The organism is Streptomyces triticisoli (genome assembly GCF_003270085.1).
Classification (GTDB): domain Bacteria; phylum Actinomycetota; class Actinomycetes; order Streptomycetales; family Streptomycetaceae; genus Streptomyces; species Streptomyces triticisoli.
This window is the reverse complement of sequence record NZ_QFDQ01000177.1, coordinates 77,440-91,006: the sequence shown is the minus strand read 5'-3', so window position 1 is coordinate 91,006 and position 13,567 is coordinate 77,440. Positions and strand designations below refer to the sequence as shown.

Genomic DNA, 13,567 nt, shown 5'->3' with positions numbered 1-13,567 from the left:
ACAGCACCATTTCCAGAAGCTGACCTACAACCAACTTCCTTCCATGCTCAGGACGCAATACCAGGGGCTTTACGTCTGTCCGCGGCCGGGCCCAGTCCGCCCGGCCTGCTCACGCATGGGGCGGTTCACACCCCTTCGCGTAGATCATTTCGCTGAGAAAACATCACTGACCAAAGGTGATCAATTCTGTCAGGGCTTTACGACCACTGGGCAGGAATTCCACAGCTCCACCCCGGCCGTGATCAGTTCCAGTACCGCGCGTTGCTCGTCAGGAGTCCATGCGGCGCGCTCGCCTGCGAACAGCTTCTCGTAGGCGCTGTTGTGCACTGCTCCCTGCTGGGGCAGCAGGTGGACTCCGCCGAGCCCCCGGGCCAGATCCTCGAAGAAGTTCCACGCCTCCAGCACCGCACTCGGGGGGACGTGCCGACGCACCGGATTCTCCAGCCAATGCTGGACACGGGTGAGCTCAAGCGTGTTGACCTCGGAAGTGGTCGGCTTCCGCCCCCGTCGGCTCACATACATCCGTGACTGCCGAACAGTCGTGAACACCGGCACCTGCAAGCGGTCACCCTCTGGCAGCACCAGCACCTGATCGGGCTCGTCACCCCTGCCACCGATCCACAGAACTACCGCGCTGCGGTCGAGCCCGCGCACCCGGTACGCATGGAGACTCCCACCTCCACCGCGGCGTCCGGCCGCAAACACATCCGCAGTTTCGATCTTTGCCACGCCCTCACCCTGGCACGGCCCGCAAGAACCGTCGCGGAAATTCTCCGCAGCGAGAGCCTGACGGCCTCGCCCGGGGTCAGGCCCTCGACGTGAGCGTAATACTCCAGCCGAAGATGATGATCTTCATGCGTTTTGGGCTGCTCGTCATTGACAGTGGCTGTCGTCTTCGCACGGACATGAGAAGACCTGCCCTCCCTCACACGCGCGCGGGGCGCGTCGCGAGGGAGGGCAGGTCTTTCAGGAGGTTTCCCGGCAGGCGTCAGCTGTCGAAGCCCAGGCCCAGGCGGTCCATGGTGCGCAGCCACAGGTTGCGGCGGCCGGCGTTCGCGTCGGCGCGGGCCAGGGACCACTTGGTGAGGGCGATGCCGGTCCAGGCGAACGGCTCGGGCGGGAAGGGCAGGGGCTTCTTGCGGACCATCTCCAGTTCGGTGCGCTCGGTGCGCTCACCGGAGAGGAGGTCCAGCATCACTTCGGCCCCGAAGCGGGTGGCGCCGACGCCCAGGCCCGTGTAGCCGGCCGCGTAGGCGACCTTGCCCTGGTGGGCGGTGCCGAAGAACGCCGAGAAGCGTGAGCAGGTGTCGATGGCGCCGCCCCAGGCGTGCGTGAAGCGGACGCCCTCCAGCTGCGGGAAGCAGGTGAAGAAGTGGCCGGCGAGCTTGGCGTACGTCTCCGGGCGGTGGTCGTACTCGGCGCGCACCCGGCCGCCGTAGGGGTAGATCGCGTCGTAGCCGCCCCACAGTATCCGGTTGTCCGCGGAGAGGCGGAAGTAGTGGAACTGGTTCGCCGCGTCACTGAGGCCCTGGCGGTTCTTCCAGCCGATCGACGCCATCTGGTCGGCGGTCAGCGGCTCGGTCATCAGGGCGTAGTCGTAGACCGGGACGGTGTAGGAGCGGACCCGTCTGACCAGGTTGGGGAAGACGTTGGTGCCGAGGGCGACCCGGTGGGCGCGGACCCGGCCGTAGGGGGTGCGGACCGCCATGCCGCTGCCGTACGGCTTCAGGTCCAGGGCGGGGGTGTGCTCGTAGACGCGCACGCCGAGTCGTAGGCACGCCTGCTTCAGGCCCCAGGCGAGCTTGGCCGGGTGGAGCATGGCGGTGCCCCTGCGGTCCCACAGGGCGGCCTCGAAGGTCGGTGAGGCGACCTGCTCGCGCACCGCGTCGCGGTCGAGGAACTCGATGCCTTCGGCGAGCTCCTTCCGCTCCAGCTCCGCGTGCCAGTCCTTCAGTTCCCAGGCCTGGTGCGGCTCGGTGGCGACGTCGAGTTCGCCGGTGCGCTCGAACTCGCAGTCGATGGAGTGGCGGGCGACCGTCTCCTCGATGGCGTCGAGGTTGCGGGCGCCCAGTTCCTCCAGCTTGTGGATCTCCTCCGGCCAGCGGGTGAGCCCGTTGGGCAGGCCGTGGGTGAGGGAGGCGGCGCAGAAGCCGCCGTTGCGGCCGGAGGCGGCCCAGCCCACCTCGCGGCCCTCCACCAGCACCACGTCCGTGCCGGGGTCGCGCTCCTTGGCGATCAGCGCGGTCCACAGTCCGCTGTAGCCGCCGCCGACCACCAGCAGGTCGCAGCTCTCGGCTCCGGTGAGCGCCGGCTCCGGGCGGGGCCTGCCGGGGTCGTCCAGCCAGTACGGGACCGGCTGGGCCTCGGAGAGGGACTTGGTCCAGTTGTTTTCACGGCTCATGGCGCTCGGGGCCATGATGTCAACTCCCTACGGGGTCCATTGCGATGTTCCGGCGGGGCGGTGCTGTGTCATGCCTTCTGCCGGGTGCGGCGGTTGCTGATGACCATGCCGGCCACGACGAACAGTACGGCGATGATGAACATGGCCGTCCCGATGACGTTGATCTGGACGGGGGTGCCGCGCTGCGCCGCGCCCCAGACGAACATGGGGAAGGTGACGGTCGAGCCGGCGTTGAAGTTGGTGATGATGAAGTCGTCGAAGGAGAGCGCGAAGGCGAGCAGCGCGCCCGCCGCGATTCCGGGGGCCGCGATCGGCAGGGTGACGCGGAAGAACGTCTGGAACGGTCCGGCGTACAGGTCCTGCGCGGCCTGCTCCAGCCTCGGGTCCATCGACATCACGCGCGCCTTGACGGCGACGACGACGAAGCTGAGGCAGAACATGATGTGCGCGATCAGGATGGTCCAGAAGCCGAGCTGAGCCCCCATGTTGAGGAACAGGGTGAGCAGCGAGGCCGCCATGACCACCTCGGGCATCGCCATCGGCAGGAAGATCAGCGAGTTGATGGTGCCGCGTGCGCGGAAGCGGTAGCGGACCAGCGCGAAGGAGATCATCGTGCCGAGGGCGGTGGCGCCGAGGGTCGCCCAGAGGGCGATCTGGAGGCTGAGCGACAGCGATCCGCACATGTCGGCGACGCCGCACGGGTCCTTCCAGGCGTCCGTGGAGAACTCCTGCCACTGGTAGTTGAAGCGGCCCTTCGGTTTGTTGAAGGAGAACACCGTGACGACGATGTTCGGCAGGAGCAGGTAGCCGAGCGTCAGCAGTCCGGCGATGACGACGAGGTGGCGCTTGAGCCAGTTGACGAAGGCCATTTAAACCAGATCCTCCGTGCCGGACCTGCGGATGTAGACGGTGACCATGGCGAGGATCGCGGCCATGAGGATGAAGGACAGGGCCGCGGCCGTCGGGTAGTCGAGGATCCGCAGGAACTGTGTCTGGATGACGTTGCCGACCATGCGGGTGTCGGTGGAGCCGAGCAGGTCGGCGTTGACGTAGTCGCCGGCGGCGGGGATGAAGGTCAGCAGCGTGCCGGAGACCACGCCCGGCATCGACAGCGGGAAGGTGACCTTGCGGAAGGTGGTGACGGGTCTGGCGTACAGGTCGCCGGCCGCCTCGTGCAGCCGCGCGTCGATGCGCTCCAGCGAGGTGTACAGCGGCAGGATCATGAACGGCAGGAAGTTGTACGTCAGACCGCACACCACCGCGAGCGGGGTGGCCAGCACGCGGTCGCCGGAGGTCCAGCCGAGCCAGCTGGTGACGTCCAGGACGTGCAGCGCGTTGAGGGCGCCGACGAGCGGGCCGCCGTCCGCGAGGATGGTCTTCCAGGCCAGGGTGCGGATCAGGAAGCTGGTGAAGAACGGCGCGATCACCAGGATCAGGAGCAGGTTGCGCCAGCGGCCCGCACGGAAGGCGAGCAGATAGGCGAGCGGGTAGCCGAGCAGCAGGCACAGGATCGTCGCGGAGGCCGCGTAGAGGACCGAGCGGACGAATTGCGGCCAGTACTCGGACAGTGCGTCCCAGTAGGTCACGAAGTGCCAGGTGACCTTGTAGCCCTCCTCCAGGGAGCCCGTCTGCACGGACGTGGAGGCCTGGTAGATCATCGGCAGGGCGAAGAAGACCACCAGCCACAGGATGCCGGGCAGCAGCAGCCAGTACGGCGTGAGGCGGCCCCGCTTGCGCGGTGGTTTCTGCTGGGGGGCGGCGGGCGCCGGCGGGGCGGGCGCCCGGGTGACTGCGGCCATCAGGCGGCCACCCCCTCGTCCGGCTCCACGGTCTCCACTCCGGCGTCGATGTCCTGCGCGGCGTCCAGGCCGAAGGTGTGGGCCGGGTTCCAGTGCAGGACGACCTCGGCGCCGGGCACCAGGCGGGCGTCGCGGTCGATGTTCTGGGCGTAGACCTCGAGCTCGGGGCAGGCCGGGCTGTCGATCACGTACTGCGTGGAGACGCCGATGAAACTGGAGTCGGCGATCCTGCCGGTGACGCGGTTGCGGCCCTCGGGTATCTCGCCCGCGTCGTCGGCGTGGGTGAGGGAGATCTTCTCCGGGCGGACGCCGACGAGCACCTTGCCGCCGTTCGTCGCCGGGGCCGAGCACCGCGCCTGGGGCAGGGAGAGCTTGCAGCCGCCCGCCTTCAGGACGATCTCGTCGCCGCTCCTGGTGTCGACCTCGGCCTCGATCAGGTTGGAGGTGCCGAGGAAGTTCGCGACGAACGTGGTCTTCGGGTTCTCGTAGAGGTCGGTGGGCGAGCCGAGCTGCTCGACGCGGCCGGCGTTCATCACGGCGACGGTGTCGGCCATGGTCATGGCCTCCTCCTGGTCGTGCGTGACGTGGATGAAGGTGATGCCGACCTCGGTCTGGATGCGCTTGAGCTCCAGCTGCATCTGGCGGCGCAGCTTCAGGTCCAGGGCGCCGAGCGGCTCGTCGAGCAGCAGCACCTTGGGGTGGTTGATCAGCGCGCGGGCGACCGCGACGCGCTGCTGCTGGCCGCCGGAGAGCTGGTGCGGCTTCTTGCGGGCCTGCTCGCCCAGCTGCACCAGGTCCAGCATCTCCTCGACCTGTTTCTTCACGCTCTTGATGCCGCGCCGGCGCAGGCCGAAGGCGACGTTCTCGAAGATGTCGAGGTGCGGGAAGAGGGCGTAGGACTGGAAGACCGTGTTGACCGGGCGTTTGTACGGCGGCAGGTGCGTCACGTCCTGGTCGCCGAGGTGGACGGTGCCCTGCGTGGGCTCCTCCAGGCCGGCGATCATGCGCAGGGTGGTGGTCTTGCCGCAGCCGGAGGCGCCGAGCAGGGCGAAGAAGGAGCCCTGGGGCACGGTGAGGTCCAGCGGGTGTACGGCGGTGAAGCTGCCGTAGGTCTTGCCGATCTGCGTGAGGCGGACGTCGCCGCCGTTGTCGTTCGTGGTCTTCATCGTCGTCACGCCCCTGTGAGCTTCGCGAACTTCGCTTCGTAGGCCGCTTCTTCCTTGTCGCTCAGGGCGCGGAAGGAGTGGGACTTGGCCACCATGTCCTTGGTGGGGATGATCAGCGGGTTGTCGGCCGCTTCCTTGTCGATCCTTGCCAGCTCCTCCTTCGCCCCGTCGACGGGACTGATGAAGGCGACGTAGGCGGAGAGCAGGGCGGCCTGCCTCGGCTGGTAGTAGAAGTCGATCAGCCGTTCGGCGTTGGCCTTGTGGCGGGCCTTGTTGGGGATCAGCAGGTTGTCGGTGGCCGACAGCCAGCCGGCGTCCGGGACGATGTAGTCGACGTCGGGACTGTCCTCCTGGAGCTGGACGATGTCGCCGCCCCAGGCGACGCAGGCGGCGATGTCGCCCTTGGTCAGGTCGGAGGTGTAGTCGTTGCCGGTGAAGCGGCGTACCTGTCCCTTGTCGACGGCCTTCTGCAGGCGGGCGATCGCCGCGTCGTAGTCGTCGTCGGTGAACCTGGCCGGGTCCTTGCCCATGTCGAGCAGGGTCATGCCGACGCTGTCGCGCATCTCGGACAGGAAGGAGACCCGCCCCTTGAGCTTGGGGTTGTCCAGCAGGTCGGAGACCGACTTCACCTCGATGCCGTCCAGTGCCTTCTTGTTGTAGGCGATGACGGTCGAGACACCCTGCCAGGGATAGGAGTAGGCGCGCCCCGGGTCCCAGTCCGGGCTGCGGAACTGCTCGGAAAGGTTGGCGAAGGCGTGCGGCAGGTTCGCCGGGTCGAGCTTCTGCACCCAGCCCAGGCGGATCAGCCGCGCGGCCAGCCAGTCGGTGACGATGATCAGGTCCCGGCCGGTGTCCTGGCCTGCGGCGAGCTGCGGTTTGATCTTGCCGAAGAACTCGCCGTTGTCGTTGATGTCCTCGGTGTACTTGACCTTGATGCCGCTCTGCCGGGCGAACTCGTCGAGCGTGGGGTGGCGCTTGCCGCTGTCGTCGACGTCGAGGTACACGGGCCAGTTGGAGAAGTTGACGGTCTTCTCCTTGTCCGAGTGGTCCTCGGCGGAGGTGCCGCCCTGTGCCTGGCCGGCCGCGGGGATCCCGCAGGCGCTCAGCGCCCCGATGCCGCCGACCGTCAGCGCGCCGCCCGCGGAGGCGCGCAGCAGCGAACGGCGGCTGAGGGAGGCCCTGCCGCCTCGGATGCCGCCCCGCGAGGCGGCCGTCCGGGCCGAGGTGAGGCGGTCGGGCTCGTACTGCTCCATGCGCGTGGTGCCCTTTCGGGAAGATGGCCCGGATCACGGGCCAGGGTCGTTGCTATCGGTCCCCGAAGATGGTGCGGTGCCAGTCCTTGCGGACCACCGCGGTGTTGTCGAACATGACGTGCTTGATCTGCGTGTATTCCTCGAACGAGTACGAGGACATGTCCTTGCCGAAGCCGGACTGCTTGTAGCCGCCGTGCGGCATCTCGCTGATGATCGGGATGTGGTCGTTGATCCACACGCACCCCGCCTTGATCTCCCGCGTCGCCCGGTTCGCCCGGTAGACGTCCCGGCTCCAGGCCGAGGCGGCCAGACCGTACGGGATGTCGTTGGCCAGCCGGATCCCCTCGTCGTCGGTGTCGAAGGGGAGAACGGCGAGGACGGGACCGAAGACCTCCGACTGGACGATCTCGCTGTCCTGGGCGGCGTCCGCGATGAGGGTGGGGCGATAGTACGCCCCGTCCTTCAACTCGCCCTGGGGGGTCTCGCCGCCGGTGACCACGCGCGCGTAGGCACGCGCGCGGTCGACGAAACCGGCGACGCGGTCGCGCTGGGCGTACGAGACGAGGGGGCCGAGGTCGGTGCCGGGGGCGAAGGGGTCGCCCAGCCGGACGGTCTCCATCAGGGCGGCCGTCCGTGCGACGAACTCCTCGTACAGGGGGCGCTGCACGTACGCGCGTGTGGCGGCCGTGCAGTCCTGCCCGGTGTTGATGAGGGCACCGGCGACCGCGCCGTTGACGGCGGCCTCCAGGTCGGCGTCGTCGAAGACCACGAAGGGGGCCTTGCCGCCGAGCTCCAGGTGGATCCGCTTGACGGTGGCGGTGGCGATCTCGGCGACGCGCTTGCCGACGGCGGTGGAGCCGGTGAAGGAGATCATGGCCACGTCGGGGTGGCCGACCAGGCGCTCCCCGGCCTCCTTGCCGGTGCCGGTGACGATGTTGATGACGCCGTCCGGGATGCCCGCGTCCGTGGCGGCCTGCGCGAACATCAGCGAGGTCAGCGGGGTCAGCTCGGCGGGCTTGAGGACGATGGTGTTGCCCGCGGCGACGGCCGGGAGGATCTTCCAGGCGGCCATCTGCAGGGGATAGTTCCAGGGCGCGATGGAGCCGACGACTCCGATGGGCTCGCGGCGGACGTAGGAGGTGTGGTCGCCGGAGAACTCGCCGGCCGACTGGCCCTGCAGGTGCCGGGCGGCGCCCGCGAAGAAGGCGGCGTTGTCGATCGTGCCGGGCACGTCGAACTCGCGGGTCAGCTTCAGGGGCTTGCCGCACTGGAGGGACTCGGCCCGGGCGAAGTCCTCCGCCCGGTCGGCGAGCACGGCGGCGAAGCGGTGCAGTGCGTCCGAGCGGTCGCCGGGCGTGGCGCCCGCCCAGCCCGGGAACGCCTCGCGCGCGGCGGCGACCGCGGCGTCGACGTCGTCGGGGCCGGCCAGCTCGTAGGTGTGGACCTCCTCGCCGGTGGCCGGGGCGACGACCGCGTGGGTGCGGCCCGAGGTGCCCTTGGTCAGTCTGCCGGCGATGTACTGTGCGCCGTCCGCGAAACGATCCTGCGCCGGAAATCGGTCCTGGGCGGCGTTGCCCGGGTTCTGCATGTCGCTCTCCTCCGCCGTCGCCCCTCGCTGCCGAGGGCGGGTGGCGTAGCTCCAGCTCGATTTGAGTGCCGATCCTGACAGAGTTGGGGGACTCCAACAAGTGATTCCGTTGTTGCCTTTTGGTTACGCAACGGAATCTGTCGACCAGGTGTCGAGTTGGTGCGGAAAAGGGGGGACGGAGTGTCAGTGGCGCGTGCCAGACTCGCGTGCATGGGGGAGATCGATTCCAGGGAAGCCCTGATCAGGGAGATCCACGCCGGGAGGCAGGTCCGGTACCTGCCCTTCTGGGGCCATCGGCCGCGCCCGGACGGCCGGGTGGGCGCGGGCTGTCTGAGTCAGTGGTGGCCGTCACCGTTCGTGGTGGACGGTGTGCCGTACGCGACCGCCGAGCACTGGATGATGGCCGGCAAGGCCCGGCTCTTCGCCGACGCGGAGGCGGAGCGGCGGGTGCTGGCCGCGCGGCACCCGGCCGGGGCCAAGAAGGCGGGGCGGCTGGTCCGCGGCTTCGACGAGCGGACATGGGAGCGGGAGCGGTTCTCGATCGTGGTGGAGGGCAACGTCCACAAGTTCGCCGCGCACCCCGCCCTACGGGAGTTCCTGCTGGCCACCGGCGACCGGGTGCTGGTGGAGGCCAGCCCGGTGGACCGCGTGTGGGGCATCGGCCTGGCCGCGACCGACGAGGCCGCGACCGACCCGGACCGCTGGCGCGGCCCGAACCTGCTGGGCTTCGCCCTGATGGAGACCCGGCGCCGGCTGCGGACGGGAGCGTAACGCCTGGCGGGGGCGTGCTGGACGGGGGCGGAGGGCCGCGGAGGGCCTGAGCGACGTGCGTCCGGGCCGCGGGGCGCACGGCTGTGGAGGGGCCCTGTGCCGCGCCGGCGACGCACCTGGCGCCGCGCAGGGTCCGCGGACCCCCTCGGCGGGGATGGGCCGCACAGCGCCCGCCGACGGTGCACCCGGCGGGGACGCAAAGCCGCCTGGCGCTGTTCTCGGCACGGGCACAGGGCAGCGCAGAACCTGCCCGACGGCGCATCCGGCGGAGGTGCGGGCGGGCCGCACAGGATTCGCCCGGCGACGCGTCCCACCCGGCGCGCCGCAGGGCGCACAGGATCCGCTCGGCGGTGCGATGTCCCAGCCGGGAGGGGCCACACAGGCCCCGACGGTGCACCCAGTGGAAGCGCAGGGCCACCTGCGGCGGACCGGACCCGGCACGGTGCAGCACGCCCAGGCCCGGCCCGCAACGCACCCGGCGGGGACAAACCGCACGGAACCCGACGGTGCACCCGGTAGGGGCGCAGGGTCGTGCAGGGCTGTCCGGTGACGTGCCCGGCGAGAGGTGCCCGGCCCAGCAAGGGCGCGGGGCAGCCTGGCCGTGGAGCCGGCGCGGGCGCGGGTGCGCGCCTGTCCGGTGGGGCGCAGGACCCCGTCCCGGGTGTGGCGGGGTCAGGGGGCGATCGGGGCGGTCGCCGTGGGGAGGGGGGCGCGGGCGTCGTAGTACGGGTCCGTGGAGTCCTCCGCGTTGATGCCGACCACGATGGCGATGATCATCACAACCATCACGGCGAGGCCGAGGACCAGGCCGATGATGCCCGTGACCAGGCCGGCCTGGGCCTGACCGTGGTTGGTGGCCTCGCCCCGTTCGGACCGTCGGCGGCCCTTGATGCCGAGGACGACGGCGATGACACCGAGCACCACCGAGAACACGCCGTACACGCAGAACATGGTGCAGGACAGGATGCCCAGCACCATGGCGGCGGTGCCCATGCCGTTCTGCGGGGGCGTCATCGGCGTGCCGGGCCATCCGTAGCCCTGGCCCCCCGGGTAACCGGGATAGGCGGGGTAGCCGTATCCGCCCGGGACAGGACCGGCGGGCGCGCCCGGACCGGTGGGGGCGATGGGCGGCGGGGGCACGGCGGCCGGGGCGCCGTATCCGGGCGGCGGGAAGTCGGCGCCCGGCATGGAGACCACCGTCGCCTGGTCGTGCACGGACGGCGGCGGGAAGGCGAGCGGCTGGTCCTGCGCCGAGTAGGGGTCCGACGGCTGCTGCGGTGCGGGCGGGTTCTTCTCCAGCGAGGGTCTGTCCGCGGGGGGCGCCCATGGGTCGTTCTCGGCTCCCGCGCCCCCGTCGGCCTGTATTCCGTCCGTCATGTCCTCGTCTCCCCCTCGTCCGGTGCCCCGGCCATGCTACGGCGTCCCCTCCCCGGCTCCGACAGCCGGGGAGGCCGGCGGCCCCACCGGGATCCGGCCGGGCGCCTACCATGGCCGTGCTCACCGATCAGCCGATCACCCGCGCCGTGCCCACCGGGTGGCGCCCGTCCCGGGGAGGGACCCCTTGACCGACCAGCACGCACCGCGCGACCGGCACGCCTTCATCGCCGGACTGCCCAAGGCCGAACTGCACGTGCACCACGTCGGCTCCGCCTCCCCCCGGATCGTCTCCGAACTCGCCGCCCGCCACCCCGACTCCACGGTCCCCACCGACCCCGCGGCCCTGGTCGAGTACTTCACCTTCACGGACTTCGCCCACTTCATCGACGTGTACCTGTCCGTCGTGGACCTGATCCGCACCCCGGAGGACGTCCGGCTGCTGACCTACGAGGTGGCCCGCGACCTGGCCCGCCAGCAGGTGCGCTACGCCGAGCTGACCATCACACCGTTCTCCTCCACCCGCCGCGGCATCGACGAGCGTGCCTTCATGGACGCGCTCGAGGACGCCCGCAAGGCGGCCGAGGCCGAGTTCGGGACCGTACTGCGCTGGTGCTTCGACATCCCCGGGGAGGCCGGCCTGGAGTCCGCCGAGGAGACCGTCCGGCTCGCCACCGACGACCGGCTGCGCCCCGAGGGACTGGTGTCCTTCGGGCTCGGCGGGCCCGAGATCGGCGTACCGCGGCCGCAGTTCAAGCCCTACTTCGACCGCGCCCTGGCCGCCGGACTGCGCTCGGTCCCGCACGCCGGTGAGACCACCGGCCCGGAGACGGTGTGGGACGCGCTGAACGAGCTGCGCGCCGAACGCATCGGCCACGGCACCAGCTCCGCGCAGGACCCGAAGCTGCTCGCGCACCTCGCCGAGCACCGGATCGCGCTGGAGGTGTGCCCGACCTCCAACATCGCCACCAGAGCCGTACGCACCCTCGACGAGCACCCCATCAAGGAGTTCGTCCGCGCCGGGGTCCTCGTCACGATCAACTCCGACGATCCGCCGATGTTCGGCACCGACCTCAACAACGAGTACGCCGTGGCCGCCCGCCTCCTCGACCTCGACGAGCGGGGCATCGCCGAGCTCGCCAAGAACGCGGTGCACGCCTCCTTCCTCGACGAGGCCGGCAAGGCACGCATCGCGGAGGAGATCGACGTCTACACCGCGCGTTGGCTCGCGCCCGGCCCCCGGACTCCATGAGCCTCGTGCGGACCGTGACGGCGGTGGCGCACCGCGGCGACCCCTACCGCTTCACCGAGAACACGATCGACTCGTTGCACTCCGCGCTCGACCGGGGTGCGGACGCGGTCGAGATCGACGTACGGCTGACCCGGGACGGCGTTCCCGTGCTGCTGCACGACGAGTCGCTGAAACGGCTGTGGGCGCACGACCGGCCGCTGCGGGCGCTGTCCGCGCAGCAGGTGCGCGAGGTGACGGGCGGCCGGGTGCCCACGCTCGAGGACGCGCTCGCCGCGACGGACGGCAGCCGGGTGATGATCGACCTGCCGGGCCCGCCCCACCCGCGGGCGGTGCGGCGGATCGTCGACGTGGTCCACGCGTGCGGGGCGCGGGACCGCGTGTACTACTGCGCGGGCGCCGGGACGATGCTCGCGGTGCGCGCCGCCGACCCGTCCGCCGAGATCGCCCTGACCTGGACCACGCTCGCACCCCCGCGGGCCGGGCTGCTGGACGCGGTGCGCCCGAGGTGGCTGAACTACCGCTTCGGCCTGATCAGCCGTGACCTCGCGGCCCGGGTCCACCGCGACGGCTACCTGCTGTCCGCCTGGACCCCCGACACCCGCCGTTCCCTGCGCCGCCTCCTCGCCCTCGGCGTCGACTCGGTCACCACCAACCGCGTCGACCTGCTGTGCGCGCTGCGCCGACGGCCGGACCCGGCCCCGTAGGGGTGGGCCCCGGACAACTCCCCTGTTTTTCAGGGAGTTGGTTCGGGACGGCCCGGGGTCGGGTGCCCTCCTCGCCGACGATCCGCTGAGCGCCGTACGCCCTTCCGGCGTTCAGCCGCTGACGGCCGCGACGGCCGGGGGCGCGGCCGTGGTGGTCAGCGCCTCCAGCCGCTTGATCTTCCTGCGTACGACATACAGCGGAACGATCCCGAACGCCCCGAACGACATGTCGATCACCGCCCACCAGAAGGGAATCCCGCGGATCGGCCCGCAGACGAGGGCCAGCGGCACGATGCCCGCGCAGGCGATCATCCCGAACTCGACGACCCAGATGTTGCGGACCGGGTCGCGGTACGGGCCGTAGAAGGCGACCGCGATGACGAGGTGGGCGAAGGCCAGCCAGTCCGTGCCGTAGAGCAGGAACGGGTAGTCGCGGTCGGCGGCGTCGAGTCCGTGCCGTACGCGCTCGATCCAGTCCATGAGCGCAGGGAGGTGCTCGGGCACGGACAGGAACCGCAACAAGCTCTCGCCCCAACGCAGTTCATGGACCAGCGGAAACGCGGTGACGCCGCTGAGCACCAGGCAGACGACGAAGAGAACCAGCCAGACGCGGATGCCCTTGAGCAGGGCGGCTCTGTCGCTCATGGCACGAGCGTACGCCTGTCTTGAACATGTTCAAAAACAGGGGTCGACCGGGTCTGCCTCCAGCGTCCACGGAGCGCTCGACGCGCCACCACGTGCGATGCCACCGTGGCCGCGCCCGCCAGGCCGAGGCCGAGGGCCAGATCACGGGGACGGGTGGGGCGCAGGACGCCGGCGCGGCGCAGCCGGGCGCGGGCCCGGAGAGTGAAGGGGACGACCAGGACGAGGGAGGTCGCCGAGCCGGGGGTGTAGCCACGGACCGCCGCGGCCTGGGCCAGGTGGGTCAGGCCGTGGAGGCCGAAGCCGTTCAGCGCCGCCTGGTAGGCGGTGGAGCGGCCGCCGGTCGCCGCGCCGGAGGCGGACGCGGTGGTGACGATCGCGGCCATCACGCCCACGGCCGCCGCGAATTGGCGCCCGTCCACGGACTCGGCCCGACGCCACACCGCCTCCGGCACACCCGGGAACCGCTCCCGCAGCACCGGCACATTGCGCCGCAGCCACCCCGGCAGGGCGGCCAACTCCTCGGTGTCGTGCAGGGCCCAGGCTGCCAGCAGCCCGAACGTGACGGCTGGGCCCACGTGTTGGTCGCTCGGTGTGTGCGTCATGGACGAGAGTCT

General features: G+C 70.5%; 13 protein-coding genes. 3 read left to right on the top strand and 10 right to left on the bottom strand.

Translation table 11 applies throughout. The annotated features are described in order from the left end of the window. Nucleotides 1-189: 189 nt before the first annotated feature. The 7 genes from DEP02_RS34970 to DEP02_RS23900 form a co-directional block, all read right to left on the bottom strand. A complete protein-coding gene (locus tag DEP02_RS34970; RefSeq protein WP_232839252.1) occupies nucleotides 190-729 on the bottom strand; it encodes a hypothetical protein in 540 nt (179 codons plus the stop codon). Nucleotides 730-988: 259 nt separating this feature from the next. Further along, nucleotides 989-2,416, bottom strand: a complete 1,428-nt coding sequence (locus DEP02_RS23925) for an NAD(P)/FAD-dependent oxidoreductase (RefSeq protein WP_112469752.1) — start codon at nucleotides 2,414-2,416, stop codon at nucleotides 989-991. A 53-nt stretch (nucleotides 2,417-2,469) separates the two neighbouring features. After that, nucleotides 2,470-3,270: an ABC transporter permease gene (locus DEP02_RS23920; protein ID WP_112469751.1), complete on the bottom strand. Its 801-nt coding sequence runs from the start codon at nucleotides 3,268-3,270 to the stop codon at nucleotides 2,470-2,472. Next, the gene (locus DEP02_RS23915) at nucleotides 3,271-4,200 is read right to left on the bottom strand and encodes an ABC transporter permease (protein WP_112469750.1); all 930 of its coding nucleotides are present in this window, start codon (nucleotides 4,198-4,200) and stop codon (nucleotides 3,271-3,273) included. Further along, complete coding sequence (locus tag DEP02_RS23910; protein WP_112469749.1) at nucleotides 4,200-5,375, bottom strand: ABC transporter ATP-binding protein; 1,176 nt, start codon at nucleotides 5,373-5,375, stop codon at nucleotides 4,200-4,202. Before DEP02_RS23910 ends, DEP02_RS23915 begins: the two co-directional genes overlap by 1 nt. After that, nucleotides 5,372-6,619, bottom strand: coding sequence for a polyamine ABC transporter substrate-binding protein (locus DEP02_RS23905; RefSeq protein ID WP_112469748.1), 1,248 nt, complete (start codon nucleotides 6,617-6,619; stop codon nucleotides 5,372-5,374). Before DEP02_RS23905 ends, DEP02_RS23910 begins: the two co-directional genes overlap by 4 nt. Before the next feature lie 52 nt (nucleotides 6,620-6,671). Further along, nucleotides 6,672-8,207, bottom strand: a complete 1,536-nt coding sequence (locus DEP02_RS23900; RefSeq protein ID WP_112469747.1) for a gamma-aminobutyraldehyde dehydrogenase — start codon at nucleotides 8,205-8,207, stop codon at nucleotides 6,672-6,674. Nucleotides 8,208-8,417: 210 nt separating this feature from the next. Between DEP02_RS23900 and ybiA the strand changes: the two genes are divergently transcribed. Beyond that, nucleotides 8,418-8,978 (top strand): riboflavin biosynthesis intermediates N-glycosidase, encoded by a 561-nt coding sequence (ybiA, locus tag DEP02_RS23895; protein WP_112469746.1) that lies wholly within the window; start codon nucleotides 8,418-8,420, stop codon nucleotides 8,976-8,978. Nucleotides 8,979-9,650: 672 nt separating this feature from the next. On the opposite strand, the gene DEP02_RS23890 is transcribed toward ybiA, so the two are convergent. Next, nucleotides 9,651-10,355, bottom strand: a complete 705-nt coding sequence (locus tag DEP02_RS23890; protein WP_112469745.1) for a DUF4190 domain-containing protein — start codon at nucleotides 10,353-10,355, stop codon at nucleotides 9,651-9,653. A 184-nt stretch (nucleotides 10,356-10,539) separates the two neighbouring features. Between DEP02_RS23890 and DEP02_RS23885 the strand changes: the two genes are divergently transcribed. Continuing rightward, complete coding sequence (locus DEP02_RS23885; protein ID WP_112469744.1) at nucleotides 10,540-11,604, top strand: adenosine deaminase; 1,065 nt, start codon at nucleotides 10,540-10,542, stop codon at nucleotides 11,602-11,604. Then, nucleotides 11,601-12,308 carry a glycerophosphodiester phosphodiesterase gene (locus DEP02_RS23880; RefSeq protein ID WP_112469757.1) on the top strand — a complete coding sequence of 236 codons (708 nt, stop codon included), beginning with the start codon at nucleotides 11,601-11,603 and terminating at the stop codon, nucleotides 12,306-12,308. Before DEP02_RS23885 ends, DEP02_RS23880 begins: the two co-directional genes overlap by 4 nt. A gap of 111 nt (nucleotides 12,309-12,419) precedes the next feature. On the opposite strand, the gene DEP02_RS23875 is transcribed toward DEP02_RS23880, so the two are convergent. Together DEP02_RS23875 and DEP02_RS23870 are read right to left on the bottom strand one after the other, a co-directional pair. After that, the gene (locus tag DEP02_RS23875) at nucleotides 12,420-12,953 is read right to left on the bottom strand and encodes a hypothetical protein (RefSeq protein WP_112469743.1); all 534 of its coding nucleotides are present in this window, start codon (nucleotides 12,951-12,953) and stop codon (nucleotides 12,420-12,422) included. Beyond that, a complete protein-coding gene (locus tag DEP02_RS23870) occupies nucleotides 12,950-13,555 on the bottom strand; it encodes an HXXEE domain-containing protein (protein ID WP_112469742.1) in 606 nt (201 codons plus the stop codon). The genes DEP02_RS23875 and DEP02_RS23870 overlap by 4 nt, the downstream gene beginning before the upstream one ends. Nucleotides 13,556-13,567 lie beyond the last annotated feature (12 nt).